16 protein-coding genes and 1 riboswitch are annotated in these 22,082 nt (G+C 73.1%); of the genes, 7 read left to right on the top strand and 9 right to left on the bottom strand.

Translation table 11 applies throughout. The features are described 5' to 3' along the window. Nucleotides 1–93 precede the first annotated feature (93 nt). From OG335_RS14420 to OG335_RS14435, 4 genes are all read right to left on the bottom strand, one after another. The gene (locus OG335_RS14420; RefSeq protein WP_405011500.1) at nucleotides 94–1,863 is read right to left on the bottom strand and encodes an ABC transporter substrate-binding protein; all 1,770 of its coding nucleotides are present in this window, start codon (nucleotides 1,861–1,863) and stop codon (nucleotides 94–96) included. Between the two features lie 58 nt (nucleotides 1,864–1,921). Continuing rightward, nucleotides 1,922–2,905 (bottom strand): ABC transporter permease, encoded by a 984-nt coding sequence (locus OG335_RS14425; RefSeq protein WP_405011501.1) that lies wholly within the window; start codon nucleotides 2,903–2,905, stop codon nucleotides 1,922–1,924. A gap of 590 nt (nucleotides 2,906–3,495) precedes the next feature. After that, nucleotides 3,496–4,383 (bottom strand): enhanced serine sensitivity protein SseB C-terminal domain-containing protein, encoded by an 888-nt coding sequence (locus OG335_RS14430; RefSeq protein WP_405011502.1) that lies wholly within the window; start codon nucleotides 4,381–4,383, stop codon nucleotides 3,496–3,498. 148 nt (nucleotides 4,384–4,531) lie between these two features. After that, nucleotides 4,532–5,326, bottom strand: a complete 795-nt coding sequence (locus OG335_RS14435; RefSeq protein ID WP_405011503.1) for an enhanced serine sensitivity protein SseB C-terminal domain-containing protein — start codon at nucleotides 5,324–5,326, stop codon at nucleotides 4,532–4,534. 118 nt (nucleotides 5,327–5,444) lie between these two features. Beyond that, a riboswitch (glycine riboswitch) is annotated at nucleotides 5,445–5,546 on the top strand. Between the two features lie 153 nt (nucleotides 5,547–5,699). Between OG335_RS14435 and gcvT the strand changes: the two genes are divergently transcribed. The 4 genes from gcvT to OG335_RS14455 all read left to right on the top strand — a co-directional run bounded on the left by gcvT (nucleotide 5,700) and on the right by OG335_RS14455 (nucleotide 10,140). Further along, nucleotides 5,700–6,818 carry a glycine cleavage system aminomethyltransferase GcvT gene (gene gcvT, locus OG335_RS14440; RefSeq protein ID WP_405011504.1) on the top strand — a complete coding sequence of 373 codons (1,119 nt, stop codon included), beginning with the start codon at nucleotides 5,700–5,702 and terminating at the stop codon, nucleotides 6,816–6,818. 79 nt (nucleotides 6,819–6,897) lie between these two features. Beyond that, on the top strand, nucleotides 6,898–7,275 hold the full coding sequence (gene gcvH / locus OG335_RS14445) for a glycine cleavage system protein GcvH (RefSeq protein ID WP_405011505.1): 378 nt from the start codon (nucleotides 6,898–6,900) through the stop codon (nucleotides 7,273–7,275). 87 nt (nucleotides 7,276–7,362) lie between these two features. After that, nucleotides 7,363–8,631, top strand: coding sequence for a serine hydroxymethyltransferase (gene glyA, locus OG335_RS14450; RefSeq protein ID WP_405011506.1), 1,269 nt, complete (start codon nucleotides 7,363–7,365; stop codon nucleotides 8,629–8,631). A 141-nt stretch (nucleotides 8,632–8,772) separates the two neighbouring features. Further along, entirely contained in the window at nucleotides 8,773–10,140 is a 1,368-nt protein-coding gene (locus OG335_RS14455) for an L-serine ammonia-lyase (RefSeq protein ID WP_405011507.1), read from the top strand. A 311-nt stretch (nucleotides 10,141–10,451) separates the two neighbouring features. Here OG335_RS14455 and OG335_RS14460 read toward each other — a convergent pair whose 3' ends face one another. The 4 genes from OG335_RS14460 to OG335_RS14475 form a co-directional block, all read right to left on the bottom strand. After that, nucleotides 10,452–11,000: an ATP-binding protein gene (locus tag OG335_RS14460; RefSeq protein ID WP_405011508.1), complete on the bottom strand. Its 549-nt coding sequence runs from the start codon at nucleotides 10,998–11,000 to the stop codon at nucleotides 10,452–10,454. Nucleotides 11,001–11,102: 102 nt separating this feature from the next. After that, nucleotides 11,103–12,311, bottom strand: a complete 1,209-nt coding sequence (locus OG335_RS14465; protein WP_405011509.1) for an Ig-like domain-containing protein — start codon at nucleotides 12,309–12,311, stop codon at nucleotides 11,103–11,105. Nucleotides 12,312–12,488: 177 nt separating this feature from the next. Continuing rightward, the gene (locus OG335_RS14470) at nucleotides 12,489–13,787 is read right to left on the bottom strand and encodes an Ig-like domain-containing protein (protein WP_405011510.1); all 1,299 of its coding nucleotides are present in this window, start codon (nucleotides 13,785–13,787) and stop codon (nucleotides 12,489–12,491) included. A 226-nt stretch (nucleotides 13,788–14,013) separates the two neighbouring features. After that, entirely contained in the window at nucleotides 14,014–15,231 is a 1,218-nt protein-coding gene (locus tag OG335_RS14475; protein WP_405011511.1) for an Ig-like domain-containing protein, read from the bottom strand. A gap of 225 nt (nucleotides 15,232–15,456) precedes the next feature. On the opposite strand from OG335_RS14475, the gene glgX reads away from it, so the two are divergent. Genes glgX through OG335_RS14490 form a run of 3 tightly spaced genes read left to right on the top strand, consistent with a single transcriptional unit; the run spans nucleotide 15,457 to nucleotide 21,471 of the window. Continuing rightward, nucleotides 15,457–17,775 (top strand): glycogen debranching protein GlgX, encoded by a 2,319-nt coding sequence (glgX, locus tag OG335_RS14480; protein WP_405011512.1) that lies wholly within the window; start codon nucleotides 15,457–15,459, stop codon nucleotides 17,773–17,775. Between the two features lie 43 nt (nucleotides 17,776–17,818). Further along, nucleotides 17,819–19,615, top strand: a complete 1,797-nt coding sequence (locus OG335_RS14485; RefSeq protein ID WP_405011513.1) for an ABC transporter ATP-binding protein — start codon at nucleotides 17,819–17,821, stop codon at nucleotides 19,613–19,615. Then, a complete protein-coding gene (locus OG335_RS14490) occupies nucleotides 19,612–21,471 on the top strand; it encodes an ABC transporter ATP-binding protein (protein WP_405011514.1) in 1,860 nt (619 codons plus the stop codon). Before OG335_RS14485 ends, OG335_RS14490 begins: the two co-directional genes overlap by 4 nt. Before the next feature lie 78 nt (nucleotides 21,472–21,549). Here the strand turns inward: OG335_RS14490 and OG335_RS14495 are convergent, their stop codons facing one another. Continuing rightward, complete coding sequence (locus tag OG335_RS14495; protein WP_405011515.1) at nucleotides 21,550–22,077, bottom strand: hypothetical protein; 528 nt, start codon at nucleotides 22,075–22,077, stop codon at nucleotides 21,550–21,552. Nucleotides 22,078–22,082: the final 5 nt, after the last annotated feature.

Here is a 22,082-nt window from a genome sequence, read left to right on the forward strand (position 1 = left end):
CGGTCGGCGGCGGCCGCCCGCCTCCGCCCGGGGTGTCCGGGCCGGAGGCGGGCGCCGCTGCCTTCACCTGCCTTCAGGGTGTGGAGCCAGGTCTTACTTGGAGAGACCGATGTTGAGGTAGTCGTACTCGCCGGAGAAGGCGGGGGTGGAGCCGTAGTTGCTGCCGCTCACCGGACGGTAGAGGAAGACCTTGTAGTAGGTGAGCGGCACGATGACCGCGGCCTCCATGGTCTTCTTGTCGATGTCGGCGTAGATCTTCTCGCGGGCGGCGCGGTCGGGGTTGGCGATCGCGTCGTCGAGGAGCTTGTTGATCGCCGGGTCGTTCAGCTGCGACAGGTTGGTGTTGCCCGACTTCTTGATCGCGCGGCCGTCGACGACCTGCTGCAGGAAGCCGTAGCCGGTCGGCCAGTCGGCGCCCCACTGCATCATGATCAGGCCGGTGTTGTGGCTGTCGGTGTAGGCCGGCACGCCCGCGAAGTCGGAGAAGTACTTGCCCTGCGGGAACTGCTGGATCTCGACCGTGATGCCGACCTTCTTCAGGGCCGCCTGGATCGCGGTGGCCGCGGCCACCTCGGTGGAGCGGTCCTGACGGGCCATGATGTTGGTCGTGAAGCCCTCGGGCTTGCCGCAGGCCTTCAGGGCGTCCTTGGCCTTGGCCTCGTCGCCCTTGTTGCCCTCGGTCTTGTACAGGTCGAAGTCCTGGTGGCCCGCGATGTCGGGGGGCATCACCGTGGAGGCGATGTCGCCGCGGATCGGGCCGCCGATCGCGGTCTGCACGGAGACCTTGTCGATGGCGTACTGGACGGCCTGGCGGCACTCGATCTTGTCGAACGGCGCGACCTTGGAGTTGATCGCGGTGTAGACGAGGCGGCCGCCGTAGGCGTTGTCGGTCTGCGCCTTGAGCTTCGGGTCGAGCAGCAGCTTGGCCTGGGTCTGCGGGTCGACGCCCTTGCCGGCCAGGTCGACCTGGGCGTTGCCGGCCAGCAGGTCCTGGTCGATGGTCGCCTGCGCGATCTTCAGCTTGACCTGGATCTTGTCGGCGAGCTGCTTGCGGATCGGGTCGGTCTTGGCGTCCCAGTTGGTGTTCGGGACGAGCACGACCTCCTTGCCGTCCTCGTAGCTCTCGAACTTGTAGCTGCCGGACGACACGATGTGCTTCACGTAGTCGGCGCCGGTGTCCTTGGCCTGCGGCACCGGGACGGTCTGCGGGGCGGAGACCAGGTAGTCGAAGTCCGCGAAGGCCTGCTTCAGGTGGAAGACGATCGTCAGGTCGTCCGGGGTCTCGATGGACTTGAGGCCCTCGGGGCTCTTGTCCTTGTAGGGGCCCTGGTACGGGGTGTCGTTGTCCTTGAGCAGCTCGTGGAAGTACGTCGGGCCGTTGGAGAGCACGTCCGGCGCGAAGTTGGAGCGCTCGACCGCGTACTTCACGTCCTTGGAGGTGATCGCGGTGCCGTCGTCGTACTTCAGGCCCGCACGCAGCTTGTACGTCCAGGTCAGGCCGTCGGCGCTGACCTTGCCGAGGCCCTCGGCGAGGTCCGGGACGACGGTGTTGCCCGCGTCGCCGGCGGCCGGCTGGAAGGTCGTCAGCGGGCGGCCGTACAGACGCGAGAAGTTGTACATGTACGCGTAGTACGTGTTGCCGGGGTCGAAGGAGTCCGGCACGTCGGAGTGCTCGTAGACGACCGTGCCCCCCTTCTTGTCCGACACGTTGACGATCTTCGTGGTGGCCGCGTTGGCGCCGGCGGAGCCGGAGCCCGCGCCGCTGTCGCTGCCGGTGGAGCCCTTGCTGCTGGTGCAGCCGGTCAGGGCGATCGCCGTGGCTGCGGCGAGCGCGGTCAGTGCGGTGATACGGGTCCTGCGCATGGGCGTGATCAACCCCTTGGGGGACGGTGACTGACGGTGGGGACTACCTGACCGGGGGTCAGTTGTTCTTGGGGTCGAGGGCGTCGCGCAGCCCGTCGCCGAGCAGGTTGAAGGCGAGCACGGTGGCGAAGATCGCCAGGCCGGGCACCATCACGAACTGCGGGTCGACCTGGTAGTAGGTGATCGCGTCGCTGAGCATGCCGCCCCAGGAGGCCTGCGGCGGGGCGACGCCGACACCGAGGAAGCTCAGGCCGGCCTCGAAGAGGATGTTGGTCGGGATCAGCAGCGTCGAGTAGACGAGGATCGGGCCGACCAGGTTGGGCAGCAGCTCGCGGAAGAGGATGAACGGCCCCCGCGCACCGAGGCTGCGGGCCGCGTCGACGAACTCCCGCTCACGGAGCGACAGCGTCTGCCCGCGCACGATCCGGCCCATGTAGGGCCAGTTGAAGAAGCCGATCACGAAGATGAGCACGGCGAGGTGGAGCGGCGTGCCGTGCAGGCCGAACGCGCCGTCCTGCAGCGAGGCGGAGATGGCGATCGCGAAGAGCAGCAGGGGGAAGGCCAGGAACATGTCCATCATCCGGCTGATGACGGTGTCGGCCCAGCCGCCGTAGTAGCCGGCGACGATGCCGAGCACGGTGCCGATGACGTTGGACAGGGCGGTGGCGCCGAAGGCGACCAGCAGCGAGACCCAGGAGCCCTCGATGATGCGGGTCATGATGTCGCGTCCGTACTGGACGTCGACACCGAGCGGGTGGTCCCAGCTCATGCCGCCCCAGTCACCGAGCGGGATGCCGCCGAGGTTGGCGTCCAGCTGGTCCTGGTGGAGGGCGTTGGGGTCGAGTCCGAACACCGCCTCGATCGGCTTGGCCAGGACGGCCAGCAGGATCAGGAGGATCACCACGACGCCGCCTGCGACGGCCAGCCGGTCGCGCTTGAAGCGCGTCCAGGCGATCCGGCCGAGGGAGCGGCCCTCGATGCGCGTCGCCGGTGCGGTGGCGGGACCGACCGTGGTGCCGGTGGTCTCGGTGGGTGTGGTCATGAGTCAGTTCGTTCCCCTCGCCGACGGTGGCCGGCCCACGGCTCCGGCCGGCGAGGCGCCCCGGGCCCGGTCCGGGCCCGGACCTCGGTCGGTCCGGAGTGCGCGACAGTGCGGTGCAGAGCGGTGCGGTGGTTCCGTACGCCGGTGCGGCGGTGCAGGTTTCGTTATCGGGGTGCCGCGGACCGCCGCTCGGTCGTCCGGGGTCCGGACGGGGCGGTCTGACGGCGTTGCAGGTGGTGCGGTTGGTGCGGGCGCCGGGCGCGGCATGCACATCGCGCGTGGTCGGCCGAGGACGCGCTCACCCTTGTGGGGGTCGACACGCGCACTGCGTTGGGCAGCACTCTCTGTCATCGGAGTGTCGTTCCGCCAGAGGAGGCAACCGAAGGATGCCCAACTGTGATCTGTCGGCATGCACCCGTGTCGAGCCCGAATAGGCGTCTTCACACGGTTGAAACATTACGGTCAAGACGCCCACTGACCAAAGCCCGCCAACGGCGGAAACCCGCCACCACCTGGGCATGACGCTGCGCGAGGGGATCGCGCGGAGGTGGTGGCGAGGCGGGGCGGAGCGGGTCGCCGGGTGCTGCGGGTCAGCGGCCCGGGTAGCCCGGCCACGGCTGCTGCGGCCATCCCTGCGGACCCGGCGCCGGCTGCGGAGAGTAACCGTAGGGCGGGTAGGGGGCCGCCTGCTGCGGGTGCCCGTACCGGGCGTCGCGGTCGAAGAAGGGGCGGGCGTTGGCGCGCATCCACATCGCCACCGGGTCGAACTCGTCGGCCATCGCCACCGTGGAGACCGCCGTCCCGTCCGGGACGAGGGCCGCGGCCCGCTGCACCAGCGCCCGCGCCGCCTCCACCGACGGCGGCGAGTTGTCGTACAGGTCGAGCCCGATCGCGACGTACGGCTCGCCGAGCGCCGGCTGCACCCACGCGCGCCGCAGCGAGCGCAGCGGACGGATCTCGGCCGCCTGCTGCTCCAGCACCGCCCAGAACCGCGGGGCGTCGAGCCGGGGCTCGGAGATGCGCAGCGGCCCGGCCGGCAGCCGGTCCAGGCCGAGCGCGACCCGTCTCAGGTCGGCCCACGGGATGCCGACCCCGCCGCCGGGGACGTGCGGGTTGAGCCACAGGCCCCAGCGGGTGCGGAACAGCGCGCCGGCGATCTCCGCGCCGGAGACCACCTCGTGCGCCCGGGCCCAGCCGCTGGCGGCGAGCTGCTCGGGGGAGGTGGCGGCGGGGGCGTAGCCGTGCCCGCCGATGTCCATGTTGCCGTACTGCGCGTCGGGGCTGCCGGGGGTGCCGTGCCAGAGCAGCATCCAGACCTGCCCCCGGGCGAGCGCCCGCAGCAGGTCCTCGTACGCGTCGTAGCGCTCCGGGGCCACCGCGCCGAGGGCACGTTCGATGCCGCCCGGGTCGCCGCCGGGGCGCGCCACGGGTGCCTGGCCCCACCGGCCCGGCCCGCCGTCTGCCGCTCCCGCGCTCATGCGCCCGCCTCGCTCCGCTCGCTCACGTCGCCGTGCCCCGTCTTGTCGCGTGTTCCGCCGTTCGTCCGGACTCCCGGGGAGCACCCTATTGCGCGGGGCGGACACGCGTCATGCCGCACACCCCTGCACGGTCTCCCGGCCGGGTCGCTCACCCGCGCACGTAGAAGGGGGCGACCCGGGTGAGCAGCCACTCGACCACCGGGTCGTCGACCATGTCCAGCAGCACCAGGTGGACGCCCCAGGCGGGCGGCGCGGTTGCGAGCGCACGGCCCAGCGCCTCGTTGACGGCTCCCGGATCGGCCGGCCCGGCGGGGTCGAGCTGCACGCCGACGTAGAGCTGCACGGGGTCGGCCTCGACCCGGGCGAGGGTCCGCCGGGCCGTCAGCACCCCGCGCAGCGAGGCGAGTTCGGTGGTCGCGGCGGCCAGGAACGCGTACGGCTCCTGGTGCGGCTCGGGCTCGCGCAGCGCGACGGCGGCGCCCTCGGAGAGCGGCTCGGCGGCCCAGCGCTCGTCGCGCGGGCCGCGGCGCAGCTCGCCGACGCCCTCCGGCGGCACCGGGATGCCGACCGGCGCCTCGGGGTTGACCGCGATGCCGATGCCCGGCGGCAGGCCGCGGGCGAACTCCCACACCGGGGCGATCGCGAACGCCATGCCGGGCGCGTGCCGGAGGAACTGCTCCTGCGAGGAGAACACCGGCACGTACGGCGTGCCGGCCAGCTCGATCGTCGGCAGGTCGAGCGAGGCGCCCTGCGGGTCGGCACCGGCCGGCAGCGGGATCCACACCTGGCTGCGGGCGAGCACCTCCACCACGCGGGGGGTCGCGCCGGGGTCGCCGAGCGCCGCGGTGAGCACCTGCTCCAGTTCGTTGGACGGCCAGCTGCCGCCCTCCGGCGCCGTGCCGGGTGCGGCCCACGCCTGTGCCTCGCCCGCCGGATACCCCATGAACCGCCCCTTCGATCGACCCCTGCACAGAGCCTAGCGGGCCGCCCCCCTCTCCCATCAGGCCCGGCGGCATGCCATGATGAGCGCGCTCGACACCACCAACTTCATACAGGCCGCTCGAACCCGCGCGGGAGAGTCCGGAACGCCCCTGGGGTGTGGCCGGCGCCGAAGGAGCAAGTCCTCCCCGGAATCTCTCAGGCACAGATACCGCACGGGCGAGGCACATCTGGAAAGTGGACACGGCCGCGCCGTGCGCCCACCCACGGTGCAAGCCGCCATCCTGTAAGGAGGCGGTGAAGCTCTCAGGTTGTTGACGACAGACGGGGAGACTCCACCCCAGCATGCCCTTCAGCAGCCTAGGAGTCCTGCCGTCATGTCCCTCCGCCACACCGCCCTCGACGCGCTGCACCGTTCGCTCGGCGCGACCATGACCGACTTCGCGGGCTGGGACATGCCGCTGCGCTACGGCAGCGAGCGCGAGGAGCACCTCGCGGTCCGCACGAAGGCCGGCCTGTTCGACCTGTCGCACATGGGCGAGATCACCGTCAGCGGCCCGCAGGCCGGCGAGCTGCTCGACCACGCGCTGGTCGGCTTCATCTCCGCCCTCGGCGTGCTGCGCGCCCGCTACACCATGATCTGCCGCGAGGACGGCGGCATCCTCGACGACCTGATCGTCTACCGCACCGCCGAGGACGCGTACCTGGTGGTCGCCAACGCCTCCAACGCGCAGGTCGTGCTCGACGCCCTGACCGAGCGCGCCGCGGGCTTCGACGCGACCGTCCGCGACGACCGCGACGCGTACGCGCTGATCGCCGTGCAGGGCCCGGAGGCGAACGGCATCCTGGGCTCCGTCACCGACGCCGACCTGCCGGGCCTCAAGTACTACGCGCTGCTGCCCGCCACCGTCGCCGGCCGCGAGGTGTGGCTGGCCCGCACCGGCTACACCGGCGAGGACGGCTTCGAGGTCTTCTGCGCCCCCGCCGACGCCGAGCACCTGTGGCAGGCCCTCACCGGCGCCGGCACGGACAAGGGCCTGGTGCCGTGCGGCCTGTCCTGCCGCGACACGCTGCGCCTGGAGGCCGGCATGCCGCTGTACGGGCACGAGCTGTCGACCGACCTGACGCCGTTCGACGCGGGCCTGGGCCGGGTGGTGCGCTTCGACAAGACCACCAACGACGGCGCGTTCGTCGGCCGCAAGGCGCTGGAGCAGGCCGCCGCCGAGGCGGAGTCCGCCCCGCCGCGCAGGCTCGTCGGCCTGGTCTCCGAGGGCAGGCGGGTGCCGCGCGCCGAGTACGCGGTGGTCGACGCGGACGGCGCCGTGATCGGCCGGATCACCTCCGGCGCGCCCTCCCCCACCCTCGGGAAGCCGATCGCGATCGCGTACGTGGACGCCGCGCACGCCGAGCCCGGCTCGGCCGTGGCGGTGGACGTCCGCGGCCGGCCCGAGCCGGTCGAGGTCGTGGCGCTGCCGTTCTACAAGCGCGCCCGCTGAGCCCGTTCCCCGCCCCACAGCCCGGTCCGCTCAGCGGACGGCTCCGCCCTACCCTCTTGCGATCCTGGAGAATGACGCCATGAGCAACCCCACGCACCTGCAGTACACCAAGGAGCACGAGTGGCTGACGGCCGCCGAGGACGGTGTCTCGACGGTCGGCATCACCAAGCACGCCGCCGACGCCCTCGGTGACATCGTCTACGTCCAGCTCCCCGCCGTCGGCGACACGGTGACCGCGGGCGAGACCTGTGGCGAGCTCGAGTCCACCAAGTCGGTCAGCGACCTGTACTCGCCCGCCACCGGCGAGGTCACCGAGATCAACGAGGGCGTCGTCGACGACCCGGCGCTGGTCAACGGCGACCCGTTCGGCGAGGCGTGGCTGTTCAAGGTCCGCGTCGAGGCGACCGACGAACTGCTCGACGCCGACGCGTACACCGCCTTCACCACCGGCGTCTGACCGCCGCTCCACCCCGGGGGCGGCCGCAGCGCAGCAGCCGCCCCACCCTGGCCCCAGCCCGCTCCGCCCACGGGGAGACCCCACCTCATGACGGTTCTCAACCAGTCCCTGCACGCGCTCGACCCGGAGATCGCGGCCGCGGTCGACGCCGAGCTGCACCGCCAGCAGACCACCCTCGAAATGATCGCCTCCGAGAACTTCGCCCCAGTGGCGGTCATGGAGGCCCAGGGCTCGGTCCTGACCAACAAGTACGCCGAGGGCTACCCCGGCAAGCGCTACTACGGCGGCTGCGAGCACGTCGACGTCGCCGAGCAGATCGCGATCGACCGGGTGAAGGCGCTGTTCGGCGCCGAGCACGCCAACGTGCAGCCGCACTCCGGCGCGCAGGCCAACGCCGCCGCGATGTTCGCGCTGATCCAGCCGGGTGACACCATCCTGGGCCTGAGCCTGGCGCACGGCGGCCACCTCACCCACGGCATGAAGATCAACTTCTCCGGCAAGCTCTACAACGTGGCCGCGTACCACGTCGACGAGAAGTCCGGCCTGGTCGACATGGCCGAGGTCGAGCGCCTCGCCAAGGAGCACCAGCCCAAGCTGATCATCGCCGGCTGGTCCGCCTACCCGCGCCAGCTGGACTTCGCCGAGTTCCGCCGCATCGCGGACGAGGTCGGCGCCCTCCTCATGGTCGACATGGCGCACTTCGCCGGCCTCGTCGCCGCGGGCCTGCACCCCTCGCCGGTGCCGTACGCGGACGTGGTCACCACCACCACCCACAAGACCCTGGGCGGCCCGCGCGGCGGCGTCATCCTCTCCAAGGCCGAGTGGGCGAAGAAGATCAACTCCGCGGTCTTCCCCGGCCAGCAGGGCGGCCCGCTGGAGCACGTGATCGCCGCGAAGGCCGTGGCCTTCAAGGTCGCCGCGTCCGAGGAGTTCAAGGAGCGCCAGCAGCGCACCCTGGAGGGCGCGAAGATCCTCGCCGAGCGCCTCCTGCAGCAGGACACCGTCGACGCGGGCGTCTCCGTGCTCTCCGGCGGCACCGACGTGCACCTCGTCCTCGTCGACCTGCGCAACAGCGAGCTCAACGGCCAGGACGCCGAGGACCGCCTCCACGAGGTCGGCATCACGGTCAACCGCAACGCCGTCCCGAACGACCCGCGCCCGCCGATGGTCACCTCCGGCCTGCGCGTCGGCACCCCGGCGCTCGCCACCCGCGGCTTCGGGGCCGACGACTTCCGCGAGGTCGCCGACATCATCGCCGAGACCCTGCTGCCGGGCTTCGACGAGGCCAAGGCCGCCGCCCTCAAGGACCGCGTCACCGCGCTGGCCGCGAAGTACCCGCTCTACCCGGACCTCTAGCAGCACCCCTCCGGTGACCGGCACCACCCCCGTCGGCCACCCGGAACCCCCGGGGCACCGCGCACACTGGACAGTGCGCGCGGTGCCCCGTCCCGTGTCACCCGCAGTCCTTCCACGAGACCCAGACAAGGACGTCCCCCCGTGGCCATCAGCGTGTTCGACCTCTTCTCCATCGGCATCGGGCCGTCCAGCTCGCACACCGTCGGCCCGATGCGTGCGGCGCGGATGTTCGCCCGCCGCCTCAAGTCGGAGGGGCTGCTCGCGCAGACCGCCGCCGTCAAGGCCGAGCTGTTCGGCTCGCTCGGCGCCACCGGCCACGGCCACGGCACCCCGAAGGCCGTCCTCCTCGGCCTGGAGGGCAACAGCCCGCGCACCGTCGACGTGGAGCTCGCCGACACCGACGCCGAGCGGATCCGCAGCACCGGACGGCTGCGGCTGCTGGGCGACCACGAGATCGCCTTCGACCCCGCCACGCAGCTGGTGCTGCACCGCCGCCGGTCGCTGCCGTACCACGCCAACGGCATGACGCTGGCCGCCCGCGACGCCGCCGGCGAGCTGCTGCTGGAGAAGACGTACTACTCGGTCGGCGGCGGCTTCGTCGTCGACGAGGACGCCATCGGAGCCGACCGCGTCAAACCCGACGACACCGTGCTGCGCCACCCCTTCCGCACCGGCGAGGAGCTGCTGCGGCTGACCCGCGAGACCGGCCTGTCGATCTCCGGCCTCATGCTGGAGAACGAGAAGGCCTGGCGCACCGAGGCCGAGATCCGCACCGGCCTGCTGGAGATCTGGCACGTCATGCAGGAGTGCGTGGCCGCGGGCATGGGCCGCGAGGGCATCCTGCCCGGCGGGCTGAAGGTCCGCCGCCGGGCCGCCGCCGGGGCCCGCGCCCTGCGCGCCGAGGGCATCGGCCCGGCCAACGCGATGGAGTGGGTGACCCTCTACGCGATGGCCGTGAACGAGGAGAACGCCTCCGGCCGCCGCGTCGTCACCGCGCCGACCAACGGCGCCGCCGGCATCGTGCCGGCCGTCCTGCACTACTACCTCAACTTCATCCCCGGCGCCGACGACGACGGCATCGTCCGCTTCCTGCTGGCGGCCGGCGCGATCGGCATGCTCTTCAAGGAGAACGCCTCGATCTCCGGCGCCGAGGTGGGCTGCCAGGGCGAGGTCGGCTCGGCCTGCTCGATGGCGGCGGGCGGCCTCGCCGAGGTGCTGGGCGGCTCCCCCGAGCAGGTGGAGAACGCCGCGGAGATCGGCATCGAGCACAACCTCGGCCTCACCTGCGACCCGGTCGGCGGCCTCGTGCAGATCCCGTGCATCGAGCGGAACGGCATGGCCTCCGTGAAGGCCGTCACGGCCGCCCGGATGGCGCTGCGCGGCGACGGCCGGCACCACGTCTCGCTCGACAAGGCGATCAAGACGATGAAGGAGACCGGCGCCGACATGAAGGTCAAGTACAAGGAGACCTCGCGCGGCGGCCTCGCGGTCAACGTCATCGAGTGCTGACGGGGCGACCTCACCGACACCGCCGGGCGCTCGCAGAATCGGAGGCGCAACTGTCCGGTTTGCCAGCAGAGTCGAGGATTTGTGAGCTAAATACCTTGAGATCGATTTTGCCCACCTGGTGAGACCGTGCGAAGGTAGAGGCAGACCACGGCCTTCCCCGACCCGGTTCGGCCGTCTCCACCGCGCAGCACGCACCCCCCTGGCCGCGCGGTGACGCGCTGGGCCCCCACTCCGCACACACGGCGGAACGGGGGCCCTGCTTCGTTCCCGGCCCGCGGCGCGCCCTCGCCCGCGGCGTTCCCGGCCCGCGGTCAGACCGCGCGCTCGCGCACCCGCAGCTCGCACCAGACGGCCTTGCCGCGCGGCATCAGGTCGGCGCCCCAGCGGTCGGACACGGCGTCGACGAGCACCAGCCCGTGGCCGTTCTCCGCGACGCCCCGCTCGGCCGCCACGATCATGCAGGGCAGCGCCCGCGAGGAGTCCCGCACCTCGATCCGCACCCACCCGGGCCGGCGCGCGAGCTTCAGGCCGACCGTCCGCCCGCCCGCGTGCCGGACGGCGTTCGCCACCAGCTCGGCGGCCAGCAGTTCCCCGGCCTCCGACTGGTGCGGCAGCTCCCAGGCGCGCAGCACCGCGAGGACCAGCCGGCGGGCGACCCGCGCCGAGTCGGGGCGGGACGGCAGCCGCACCTCGTCCTGCGCCGCGGGGTCGCGCAGCAGGTCGAAGAAGACCCGCTCCAGCTCGCGTCCGGTGAGGCGTTCCAGCTCCGCCAGCGCGAGCACCGGACCGGCCGACGGGTCGTCACCGGCTGTGCCCGGCAACCGATCCGACGCCTGGTCCGCCTCACGCCATCCCGCCATGGGGCCATCATTGCGGAACGCATGCGGCCGCGTACGGACAATGAGCAAACGATCACAGCGCGTCGGGACATATGACGTTGGCACGGCGCACGGGCCGCCGGACTACCAGGCGCTCCAGTCGGTGTTCCACCCGCTGAGGCCGTTGCTCGCGCCGACCTTCGGGCCCCTGGAGTTCACGACGGTGACGACGTCGCCGATCATCGACGCACCGTAGAAGCGGCCGGCGTCGGTGCCGCTGCTGCCGTAGCGGGTGTCGGAGATGCCGAGGCAGCCGTGGCTCGCGTTGGAGCGGCCGATCGCCGACGGGGCCCAGCTGTTGCCGTGCACGTACGTGCCGGTGTCGGTGAGCCGCATCGCGTGCGGGACGTCGTCGAGGTCGTACTCGTCGCCGGCCCGGATGCCGCTGACGCCGTCGGAGGACATCCGGGTGGTGCGCTCCATCGCCTCGATCACCATCGTGCCGTTCCAGCTGTCGAAGCCGGGCTTGCCCGCGGTGAACTTCACGGTGTCGACGGTCTGCCCGTTCTCCACGACGGTCATCCGGTGGGTGGCGACGTCGGCGGTGGTGACCCGGGAGCGGCCGACGGTGAAGTGCACGTCCTCGTCCAGGTCGCCGTACGTGCCGGCGGCGACCTCGACGCTCTTCAGCCGGTAGTGCACGGTCACCGTCGTCCGCGGCGTCCAGAACGCCTGCGGCCGGAAGTCGACCCGGCCGTCGTCGAACCAGTGCGGCTCGACGACCGTGCCGTCGGAGGTCTCGAAGACGACGCCCTTCTCGATCTCGGCCCGGTTCTTCACCGGCTTCCTGAAGCGCAGCGAGACGATCATGCCGACGCCGTACGTGGCGTTGTCGGTGACGTTGTCGTAGGCGCCCGTCCGGCGGCTCGGGGTGAGCGTCGAGAAGGAGCTGCCGACGGTCGTCACCAGCCCCTCGGCGTCGGTGGCCTGCGCGCTGACCCGGTACTGCTCGGAGACCGCGAGGGCGCCGTCGGGCGCCCAGGAGAGGCCGTCCGCGGTGACCTTGCCGGGCACCTCGCGGCCGTCCCGGCCGGTCACCTTCACCGTGGTCAGCCGGCCGCCCGCCGCCGTGACCTTCAGGGTGCCGGACGGCTTCACGTCGGACGCGCCGTCGGCGGGCTCGACGTGCACGGTGGCCGCCGGGGCGGTGGCCCGCGGCCTGGCCGCCGTCGTGCCGGCCGTGCCCGTCGCCGTCCGGGCCCCCGGCCCGTCGGCCGCACCGCAGGCGGTCACCGCCAGCACCAGCACTCCGCCGAGCGCACCCACCGTCAGACTCCTGCGCGCCGAGGCCATGCCGGTCTCCCTCCGTGCCCGGCCGCGGCCCCCTGCCGCGGCCTTCCCCCGGAGACACGCGCCGGGACGGCACCGGGTTGCGGCCCGGCCTGCGACGATCCGGTCACGAAGCGGCAACGGCCCGGCCGCGCGCATCGCGTGGCCGGGCCGTCGGTGGTGCAGGGCGCTGCGGGGTGGTTACCACGCGCTCCAGGCGAGCGTCCAGCCGCTGAGGCCGTTGTCCGGGGAGACCGTCCTGCCCACGGAGTGCTGGATCTTCACGACGTCGCCGATGAGCGAGCTGTTGAAGAACTTGCCCGCCGTGGAGGACTCGCTGCCGCCCCGGGTGTCGCGCAGGCCGACGCAGCCGTGACTGGCGTTGGACTTGCCGAAGGCGCTGCCCCAGTAGTTGCCGTGGATGAAGGTGCCCGAGGTGGTGAGGCGCATGGCGTGCGGGACGTCCGGCACGTCGTACTCGTCGCCCTTGAGGTTGGCCACGTTGGCCGAGCTCATGTGGGTCACCTTCTCCTTGCTGGAGACGACCATGGTGCCGTTCCAGGACGGGTTCAGGTTGGTGCCCGCGGTGATCGGGATCGTCTGGGTCTTTCCGCCGCCGTTGTCGACCGTCATCTGGTGGGTGCCGGCGTCGACGGTGCTCACCTGGTAGCGGCCGATGGTGAACGGCTCGTCGCGCTCGACGTCGCCGTAGACGCCGGAGGAGACCTCGACGTTCTTCAGGCGGTACTTGACGGTCACCTTGGTGCCCGGCTTCCAGTACTCCGCCGGGCGGAAGTCCAGGCGCTGGCTGCCGAACCAGTGGCCCTTCACCACGGTGTCGTTGCTCGTGGCGAAGGTGATGCCCTTGAGCACCGCGTCCTTGTTCTTGACCGGCTTGCTGAACACCACGGAGACGATCATGCCGACGCCGTAGGTGCCGTTGTCGGCGATGTTGTCGTTGGTCGCGACCTTCTTCGCCGGGGTCAGCGTGGTGAAGCCTGACGTGACCGCCGCGGGCAGCCCCGCGGCGTCCTTGGCCTGCGCGTTCACCGTGTACGCCATGCCGACCGCGAGCGCGCCGGACGGCTTCCAGCTGAGTCCGTCGGCGGATATCGCGCCGGCGACCGCCTTGTCGTTCTTGTCGGTCACCTGGACGGAGGTGAGCGTGCCGCTCGCCACCGCCACGGTCAGCCCGCCGTTCGGCTGGACGTCGGTGGCGCCGTCCTTCGGCGTCACGGTGATCACCGCGGCCGAGGTCTTGGGCGCGGCCTGCGTGGTCGAGCCGCCGTCCTCGGCACCGGCGGACGCGCCTCCGGCGGCCGCCGTCCCGCCCGAGCCGCCCGAGCCGCCCGATCCGGTGTCGCTGTTGCACGCCGCGGTGAGCAGCAGGACGCCGCCCATCGCCAGTGCGACCATCGCGTGTCGGGCCGCGGCACCCCGGCGGCCGTGACCGGCCGCCCCCCTGACTGCTGCGGCCTCGGCCGCCTGAACCGGCTTCACTCGGTGTGCTCCCCTCCCGGTATCCCCGGTCCATACACGCGCCACGGCATGGAACGGTTTCGCCGGGGCCGCAGAATGTGTGCCGCTCTTCGTCCGCGCCGGCTCCGCCGGGGAGATCCCGCCGGGCAGGCTTCGCCGGACGGGCCGGGGGCGGCGCGGGAGGACAGGATAACTGGCCCGAATGAGTGAATCTTCAGAGGGAGGGCCGTGTGCCCGCGGTGAACGTCTACGGCCGCGTCGCGCCGCTCGCGCCACCGGCCCGCCAGGCCGCCCACGGGAGGTTCCAGCCGTTGAGGCCGTTCGCCGGCTGCACCTCCTCGCCGGTGCCGCCGCGCACCTCGACGACGTCGCCGACGAGCGTGTGCGCGAAGAACCAGCCGGCCGGGGAGTCCGCGTCACCGCCCTTTCCGTCGGCCAGCCCGATGCAGCCGTGGCTGGTGTTCTCGGTGCCGAAGACCTCCTCGTCGGCCCAGTAGTTGCCGTGCAGGAAGGTGCCGGACGCCGTCAGCCGCATCGCGTGCGGCACGTCCTTGATGTCGTACTCGTCGCCGAGGCCGACCGTGCGGGAGTTCATCCGCGTCTCGGCGTACTTCTCCGCGACCACCATGACTCCGCGGTAGGTCTGGTGCTCCGGGCCGCCCGCGGAGACCTTCAGGGTGCGCACCGGCACGCCGTCCTCACGGACGGTCATCGTGGCGGCGTCCAGGTCGACGGTGGAGACCCGGGAGCGGCCGACGGTGAAGCGGACGTCCCGCGTCTGCGTGCCGTACTCCCCCGGCGCCAGCTCGACGCCCTGCAGCCGCACCGCGACGGTCACCTCGGTGTCCGGCGCCCAGTAGTGCTCCGGCCGGACGTCCAGCCGCCGGTCGCCGAACCAGTGCGCGGCCACCGGCACCGGCGGGTCCGCGGTCACCGTCACCGCGCGCTCCGCCGCCGACCGGTCGGCGACCGGCCGGGTGAAACGCAGCGACACCGGCATGCCGACGCCGACCGTCGCCCCGTCCTCGGGCGTCGGGAACGCCGCCACGGTGTGCGCCGGGCCCGCGGTGGCGAACGCCGCGTGGTGGGCGGCGTGCAGCCCGCCCGCGTCCTGGGCGACCACGTCGATCGTGTACGGCGTGGCCGGGGTCAGCGGCTCCAGCGGCGCCCAGCGGGTGCCGTCGGTGCCCGTGCGCCCGGGCACCTCGACGCCGCGGTCGTCGGCCAGCCGGACGGACAGCAGCCGGCCCTCGGCGACCGTGGCGGTCACCTCCGCCTCGACCGACACGTCCTGGGCTCCGTCGGCGGGCACCGTGGCGATCGCCGCCCGGGAGACCGGCGGGGCCGCCCGTCCGGCCCCGTGACCGTCGTCGGCGCCCGGCACCGGACCACCGGAGCAGGCCGCGGCCAGCGCGACCCCCGCGCCCGCCGCCCGCAGCGCCCAGCGCCGAACCACCGGATGCATGCCGTCCCCCGTCCGCCACCGGCGTGCGCCGCCGCACCGGCGCGAGGCCGCGCCGCCACCTGGTGCAACGACCGCGCGGCCGCCCGGACACGAGCGTCCGCGCCACCCGGCGTCCCCCTCCGCGTTCACCCTGCGTCACAACACGATCGGCCACGTGACACCTGCACGGGAACAGGGAAGAACTGGAGGGCGGGCTCGGGATCCCCGCGTCGGGAGGGTGCGGCCATGACGGCGTGGCAGGAGCTGGGACGGAGCATGCTCCACGGGAACGGCCGCCCACCGGCGGCCGCGGCGGCCCTCGGCGCGCCGGCGCCGGGAACGGTGCCCGGCGCGCTGCCGGGCACGGCGCGACCGGACCCGTGGCCGGGCAGCTGGCAGCCGCTCGGCGCCCGCTACCGCATCGCACCGGACGGCGGCAGCGGCACGAACTTCGCCCTCTGGGCGGCCGGTGCCGAGGCGGTCGACCTGTGCCTCTTCGACGAGGACGGTACGGAGACCCGGCACCGCCTCACCGAGCAGACCTTCCAGGTCTGGCACGGCTACCTGCCCGGCGTCGGGCCCGGCACCCGCTACGGCTACCGGGTGCAGGGCCGCTGGGACCCGTGGACGGGCGCCCGCTGGAACCCCGCCAAGCTCCTCGTCGACCCGTACGCGCGCGCCATCGACGGCCACTACACCAGCCACGACTCCGTCTGCAGCGCGGTCCGCAACTGGCCCGAGCCGGAGGTCGCCGACACCGTCCGCGACAACCGCGACTCCGCCGCGTACGTGCCGCGGTCCGTGGTCGTCCACGACGACGACGACTGGTACGACGACCAGCGGCCCAAGACGCCGTGGGCCGAGACGGTGCTCTACGAGCTGCACGTGCGCGGCTTCACCATGCGCCACCCCGGCGTGCCGGCCGACCTGCGCGGCACGTACGCGGGCCTCGCGCACCCCGCGGCGATCGAGCACCTCACCCGGCTCGGCGTCACCGCCGTCGAGCTGCTGCCCGTCCACCACCACGTCAGCGAGGACCACCTGCAGGCCCGCGGCCTGACCAACTACTGGGGCTACAACACGCTCGGCTTCTTCGCCCCGCACGCCGGGTACTCCGCCTCCGGCAGCCGCGGCGGGCAGGTCGGCGAGTTCAAGCGGATGGTCCGCGCGCTGCACGCGGCCGGCATCGAGGTGATCCTCGACGTCGTCTACAACCACACCGCCGAGGCCGGCGCCATGGGCCCGGCGCTCTCCCTGCGCGGCATCGACAACGGCGGCTACTACCGGCTCGACCGCAACCGCCGCGGCTACGCCGACTACACCGGCTGCGGCAACACCCTCGACACCAGACAGCCGCACGTGGTGCGCCTGGTCACCGACTCCCTGCGCTACTGGGTCACCGAGATGGGCGTGGACGGCTTCCGCTTCGACCTGGCGGCGGCCCTGGCCCGCGGCAGTGACGGCGTCGAGATGCACCACCCGTTCCTGGCCGCCGTCTCGCAGGACCCGGTGCTCAGCCGGGTGAAGCTCATCGCCGAACCGTGGGACGTCGGCCCCGGCGGCTACCAGGTCGGCGGCTTCCCCCCGCTGTGGGCGGAGTGGAACGACAAGTACCGCGACACCGTGCGCGACTTCTGGCGCGGCAGCCGCCCCGACGTGCGCGAACTCGGCTACCGGCTCTCCGGCTCCTCCGACCTCTACCAGCGCGGCGGCCGCCGGCCGCACGCCTCCGTCAACTTCGTCACCGCGCACGACGGCTTCACCCTGCGCGACCTCGTCTCGTACAACCGCAAGCACAACGAGGCCAACGGCGAGCACAACCGCGACGGCACCGACGACAACCGTGCGTGGAACCACGGCGCCGAGGGCGAGACCGACGACCCGGCCGTGCTCGCCCTGCGCCACCGCCAGTTGCGCAACCTGCTCACCACCCTGCTGCTCTCCACCGGGGTGCCGATGCTCACCTCCGGCGACGAGATGGGCCGCACCCAGCACGGCAACAACAACGCCTACTGCCAGGACAACGAGAACGGCTGGCTCGACTGGTCGCTCCTCGACGACCCCCGCTGGCAGGAGCTCACCGCACTCGTCGGCCGGCTCGTCCGGCTCCGCCGCGCCCACCCGGTGCTGCGGCAGCGCGCGTTCTTCTCCGGGCGCGAGACCGTGCCCGGCGGCCAGCGCGACCTCGCCTGGTTCACCCCCCGCGGGCGGCAGATGACGGAGGCGGACTGGTTCGCGCCGACCGCCGTCCTCGGCATGCTGCTCTCCGGCTCCGCCATGGCGGAGCGCGACGAGCACGGCCGCGCACTGCGTGACGACAGCTTCCTGCTGCTGCTGAACGCCGGCTCCGAACCCGTCGCCTTCACCCTGCCGGGCGCACCCTGGGCCGCCGGGTACCGCACCCTGGTCGACACCGCGGACGCCACCGACGGGCAGCGGCACCCCGCCGGGGCCGCCGTGACGCTCGGCGGGCGGTCCTGCCGGTTGTTGCAGGTCACCGAGGAGGCGGAGGACCGCCCGGGCCCGGACCCGGATCATGGCCGGGATACGCCGTCAGGTGCGTAAAACCGGATGAGAAATGACGGGCGAGCGCCTACCCTCGGGCGCGATGTCCACGAACCACGCCCCCACTGCCCCGCGGCGCTCCACCGTGCGGTCCCTGCTGCGCCTGTGGCCGTACGCACGGACCGCCCGCTGGCGGATCGCCGGCTCCGTCACCGCCGCCCTGCTGGCCTCCGGAAGCGTCCTGGCGGTGCCGGTCGTGCTCCGCCGGATCGTCGACGGCCCGATCGCCCACCACGACACCGGGGCGCTCTGGCCGCTCGCCGGCGTCCTCCTGCTGCTCGGCCTGGCCGAGGCCGCCCTGTTCGGCGTCCGCCGGGTGATCGTCGCCCGGCCGCTCGCCAGGGTCGAGGCCGCCATGCGCGGCGACCTGTACGCCAAGCTGCAGCGCCTGCCGGTCTCCTTCCACGACCGCTGGCCGTCGGGCCAGCTGCTGTCGCGGGCGACCTCCGACATGTTCACCATGCGGCTCTTCCTGGCCTTCCCGCTGGTCTTCCTGATCGTCAACACGACGGTCTTCCTGATCGGCACCGGCCTGATGTTCACCCTCGACTGGCGGCTCGCCGTCGTGGTGCTGCTGCCGATGGCACCGCTGACCTGGCTCACCCACCACTTCGAGCGCGGCTACTCCGGTGCCGCCCGGCAGGCCCAGGACCAGAACGGCGACCTCGCGACCGTCGTCGAGGAGTCCGTCCTCGGCATCCGCATCCTCAAGGCGTTCGGCCGGCACCGCACCATGGCCGAGCGCTTCGCCGGGCACGCGCGCGACCTGCGCACCACGGAGCTCGGCAAGGCCGGGATGCTCGCCAACCTGTGGGCCGTCATCGTCGGGCTGCCCGAGCTGGCACTCGGCGCGGCGCTCGCCTTCGGCGCCGTCCGGGTCGCCGACGGCGACCTGTCGACGGGCACCCTCGTCGCCTTCCTCTCCACCGCGCTCGCCCTGCGCTGGCCGGTCGAGTCACTCGGCTGGCTCGTCGCGTACGCCAACGAGGCGGCCACCGCCACCGACCGCTTCTACGAGGTGATGGACGAGCCGGAGGCCGAGGAGCCCGCCGCCGCCCCGGCCTCCACCGGCACCGCCGGCGACGGCATCCGGCTCACCGGCGTCCGCTACCGCTACCCCGACGCCCCCGCCGACACCCCCGACCTGCTGCGCGGCGTCGACCTGCACATCCGCAGCGGCGAGACGATGGCCCTGGTCGGCGCCACCGGCAGTGGCAAGACCACCCTCACCGCGCTGCTGCCCCGGCTGTACGAGGCCACCGGCGGCACGATCACCCTCGACGGCCGGGACATCCGCGACATCCCGCGGCCGCACCTGCGCGAGCTGGTCGCCGTCGCGTTCGAGGAGCCCACGCTGTTCTCCGCCTCGGTGAGCGAGAACGTGCTCATGGGCGCACCCGACGCCGGGCCCGACCGGCTCGCGTCGGCCCTCGCCACCGCCCAGGCCGGCTTCGTCGAGGCCCTGCCCGCCGGTGCCGCGACCCAGGTCGGCGAGCAGGGCCTCAGCCTGTCCGGCGGGCAGCGGCAGCGGCTCGCCCTGGCCCGCGCGGTCGTCGGAGACCCCCGCTTCCTCGTGCTGGACGACCCGCTGTCGGCGCTCGACGTGCACACCGAGGCGCTCGTCGAGCAGGCCCTGCGGCGCGTCCTGGAGGGCACCACGGCGCTGGTGGTCGCCCACCGCCCGAGCACCGTGCTGCTCGCCGACCGGGTCGCCGTGCTCGACGGCGGCCGGATCCGCGCCGTCGGCACCCACCACGAACTCCTGCAGAGCTCCGCCGTCTACCGCGAGCTGATGACGGGCGAGACCGCCCCCGTAGCCGAAGGGATCAGCGCCCGATGAGCAGCGCCACGACGACCGCCACGACCGCCGACCCGGCCGGCGAACCCGACGGCAGGACGGACGGGGAACCGCCGGAGCCCTCGGACGACGAGGACATCCCCGTCCCGGCGGGCGCCGCCCGGCGACTGCTGGGCGAGCTGCTCGGCCCGCACCGCGGCCGGATCGCCCTCGCGATGCTGCTCATCCTCGTGCAGCAGGCGGCCCTGCAGTCCGGGCCGCTGCTGGTGGCCGTCGCGATGGACCGCGGCATCCCGGCCCTGCGCGACCACGACGGCGGCCCACTCGTCGCGGTCACCGTCGCCTACCTGGGCTGCGCGGTCCTGTCGACCGTGCTGCAGCGCGCGTTCATCCGGTTCAGCGCCCGGATCAACCAGGACGTGCTGCTCGACCTGCGCGGCCGGATCTTCCGGCACGCCCAGCAGCTCAGCCTGGACTTCCACGAGCGCTACACCTCCGGCCGGATCATCTCCCGCGCCACCAGCGACGTCGACGCGCTGCGCGAGCTGCTCTCCGAGGGCCTCCAGGAGCTGCTCTCGGTGGCGCTGTCGGTGTTCTACATCTCGCTGGTGCTGCTGGTCATGGACTGGCGGCTCGGCCTGCTGTCGCTGCTGTCGTTCCTGCCCATGTACCTCGCCGTCCGGTCGTTCCGCCGCCGCTCGCAGCGCGTCTACCGGCGCTCCCGCACGGCGGTGGCCTCGGTGATCGTCCGCTTCACCGAGACGATGAACGGCATCCGCCCCGTGCAGGCGTTCCGCCGCGAGCGGGCGAACGAGCAGGCCTTCGACACCGTCAACCGGCAGTACGCGGGCGCCACGGCCGACGGCCTGCTGGAGATGGCCCGCTACGTGGCGACCTCCCGGGCCGTCGCCAACGTGTGGATCACCGCCGTCGTGGTGGCGGGCGCGCTGCTCGTCGGCGGCGGCTCGCTGCAGGTCGGCGTGCTCACCGCCTTCGTGCTCTACCTGCGGCGCCTCTTCGACCCGATCGACCAGCTGGCGATGTTCCTCAACAGCTACCAGTCGGCGGCCGCCGCGCTGGAGAAGATCGCCGGGCTGCTCGCGCACGAGCCCTCGGTGCCCGAGCCCGCCGCACCGGCCGCGCTGCCCGAGCACGCGGTGAAGGGCCGCACGGTCTCCTTCGACGGCGTGCGCTTCGCCTACCGGACGGGCCGCGAGGTGCTGCCCTCCTTCGACCTGGTGCTGCCGGCCGGGCGGACGACCGCCGTGGTCGGGGCGACCGGCGCGGGCAAGTCGACGCTGGCGAAGCTGCTCGCCCGGTTCTACGACCCGACGGACGGCCGGATCGCGCTCGACGGCGTCGACCTGCGGGAGGTCTCCACCGCCGAGCTGCGGCGCAACGTCGTCATGGTGACGCAGGAGTCGTTCCTCTTCTCCGGCACCGTCGCGGAGAACATCGCGATCGGCCGCCCCGGCGCCACCCGCGAGGAGGTCGAGCAGGCGGCCCGGGACATCGGCGCGTACGACTTCGTCGCCGCGCTGCCGGACGGCTTCGACACGGACGTCCGCAAGCGCGGCGGCCGGATCTCGGCCGGCCAGCGCCAGCTGGTGGCCTTCGCCCGGGCCCTGCTGGCCGACCCGGCGGTCCTCGTCCTCGACGAGGCGACCAGCTCGCTGGACGTGCCCGGCGAGCAGGCCGTGCAGCGGGCGATGCGCACCGTGCTGGCGGGGCGCACCGCGATCGTCATCGCCCACCGGCTCTCCACCGTGGAGATCGCCGACCGGGTGCTGGTGATGGAGCAGGGACGGATCGTCGAGGACGGCACCCCGGCCGAGCTGACCGGCGGCCGCGGCCGCTTCGCCGACCTGCACCGGGCCTGGCGGGACAGCCTGGTCTGACCCCGTCGGCCTCCGCGGCCACGCCACCCGTGCGCCGGGCCCGGGACCAGCTGGTCCCGGGCCCGGCGCGTTCCCGGCTCAGGCCCGGGGCGCGGGGGCCCGCAGCCAGGCGCCGAGGGCCGTGAAGTCCTCGTCGGTGAGCCCGCGCCGGGCGTCGACGCGGTGCAGCAGCGCCGCGCCGGGGTGGTGGGCGGCGACCCAGGCGCGGTCGGCGGCGGTGATCTCGTCGTCGACCCAGGCGAAGGCGCGTCCGGCCGCACGGTCGACGAGCGGGCGGGTCTTCCAGTGGAGGCCGGCCGGGTGGTCGTCCTCGTCCTCGGGATCCGGCCGGTGGACGACGGGGAGGGGCGGCAGCCCGAGCAGCGGGGCGAGGCAGGTGTTGGCCTCGTCCGTCCAGGTCGTGGCCCAGACCGGTTCGCAGGGCAGGGCGGCGAGCCGGGGGCCGAGGCCGGGGTCGAGGCGGGCGAGCAGCGGGTTCGCCGCGCCGGCGGAGCCCGGGGGGACGGGCCAGGTGGGGTAGCCGTCCGGGAGGTCACGGGGGTCGGCGCCGAAGGGCAGGAGCGGTCCGTCGACGTCGAGGAAGAGCAGGGGCGGCCTGGCGGTCATGGCCC

It is taken from the genome of Kitasatospora sp. NBC_01539, from assembly GCF_045040525.1.
Classification (GTDB): domain Bacteria; phylum Actinomycetota; class Actinomycetes; order Streptomycetales; family Streptomycetaceae; genus Kitasatospora.

Coding starts and splice junctions, on each gene's coding strand:
- OG335_RS14430 (WP_405011502.1), bottom strand. CDS start 4,383: ATGAGCGCGGGAGCGGCAGACGGCGGGCCGGGCCGGTGGGGCCAGGCA.
- gcvH (WP_405011505.1), top strand. CDS start 6,898: ATGAGCAACCCCACGCACCTGCAGTACACCAAGGAGCACGAGTGGCTG.
- OG335_RS14465 (WP_405011509.1), bottom strand. CDS start 12,311: ATGGCCTCGGCGCGCAGGAGTCTGACGGTGGGTGCGCTCGGCGGAGTG.
- gcvT (WP_405011504.1), top strand. CDS start 5,700: ATGTCCCTCCGCCACACCGCCCTCGACGCGCTGCACCGTTCGCTCGGC.
- OG335_RS14485 (WP_405011513.1), top strand. CDS start 17,819: ATGTCCACGAACCACGCCCCCACTGCCCCGCGGCGCTCCACCGTGCGG.
- OG335_RS14490 (WP_405011514.1), top strand. CDS start 19,612: ATGAGCAGCGCCACGACGACCGCCACGACCGCCGACCCGGCCGGCGAA.
- OG335_RS14495 (WP_405011515.1), bottom strand. CDS start 22,077: ATGACCGCCAGGCCGCCCCTGCTCTTCCTCGACGTCGACGGACCGCTC.
- OG335_RS14425 (WP_405011501.1), bottom strand. CDS start 2,905: ATGACCACACCCACCGAGACCACCGGCACCACGGTCGGTCCCGCCACC.
- glgX (WP_405011512.1), top strand. CDS start 15,457: ATGACGGCGTGGCAGGAGCTGGGACGGAGCATGCTCCACGGGAACGGC.
- OG335_RS14420 (WP_405011500.1), bottom strand. CDS start 1,863: ATGCGCAGGACCCGTATCACCGCACTGACCGCGCTCGCCGCAGCCACG.
- glyA (WP_405011506.1), top strand. CDS start 7,363: ATGACGGTTCTCAACCAGTCCCTGCACGCGCTCGACCCGGAGATCGCG.
- OG335_RS14435 (WP_405011503.1), bottom strand. CDS start 5,326: ATGGGGTATCCGGCGGGCGAGGCACAGGCGTGGGCCGCACCCGGCACG.
- OG335_RS14475 (WP_405011511.1), bottom strand. CDS start 15,231: ATGCATCCGGTGGTTCGGCGCTGGGCGCTGCGGGCGGCGGGCGCGGGG.
- OG335_RS14460 (WP_405011508.1), bottom strand. CDS start 11,000: ATGGCGGGATGGCGTGAGGCGGACCAGGCGTCGGATCGGTTGCCGGGC.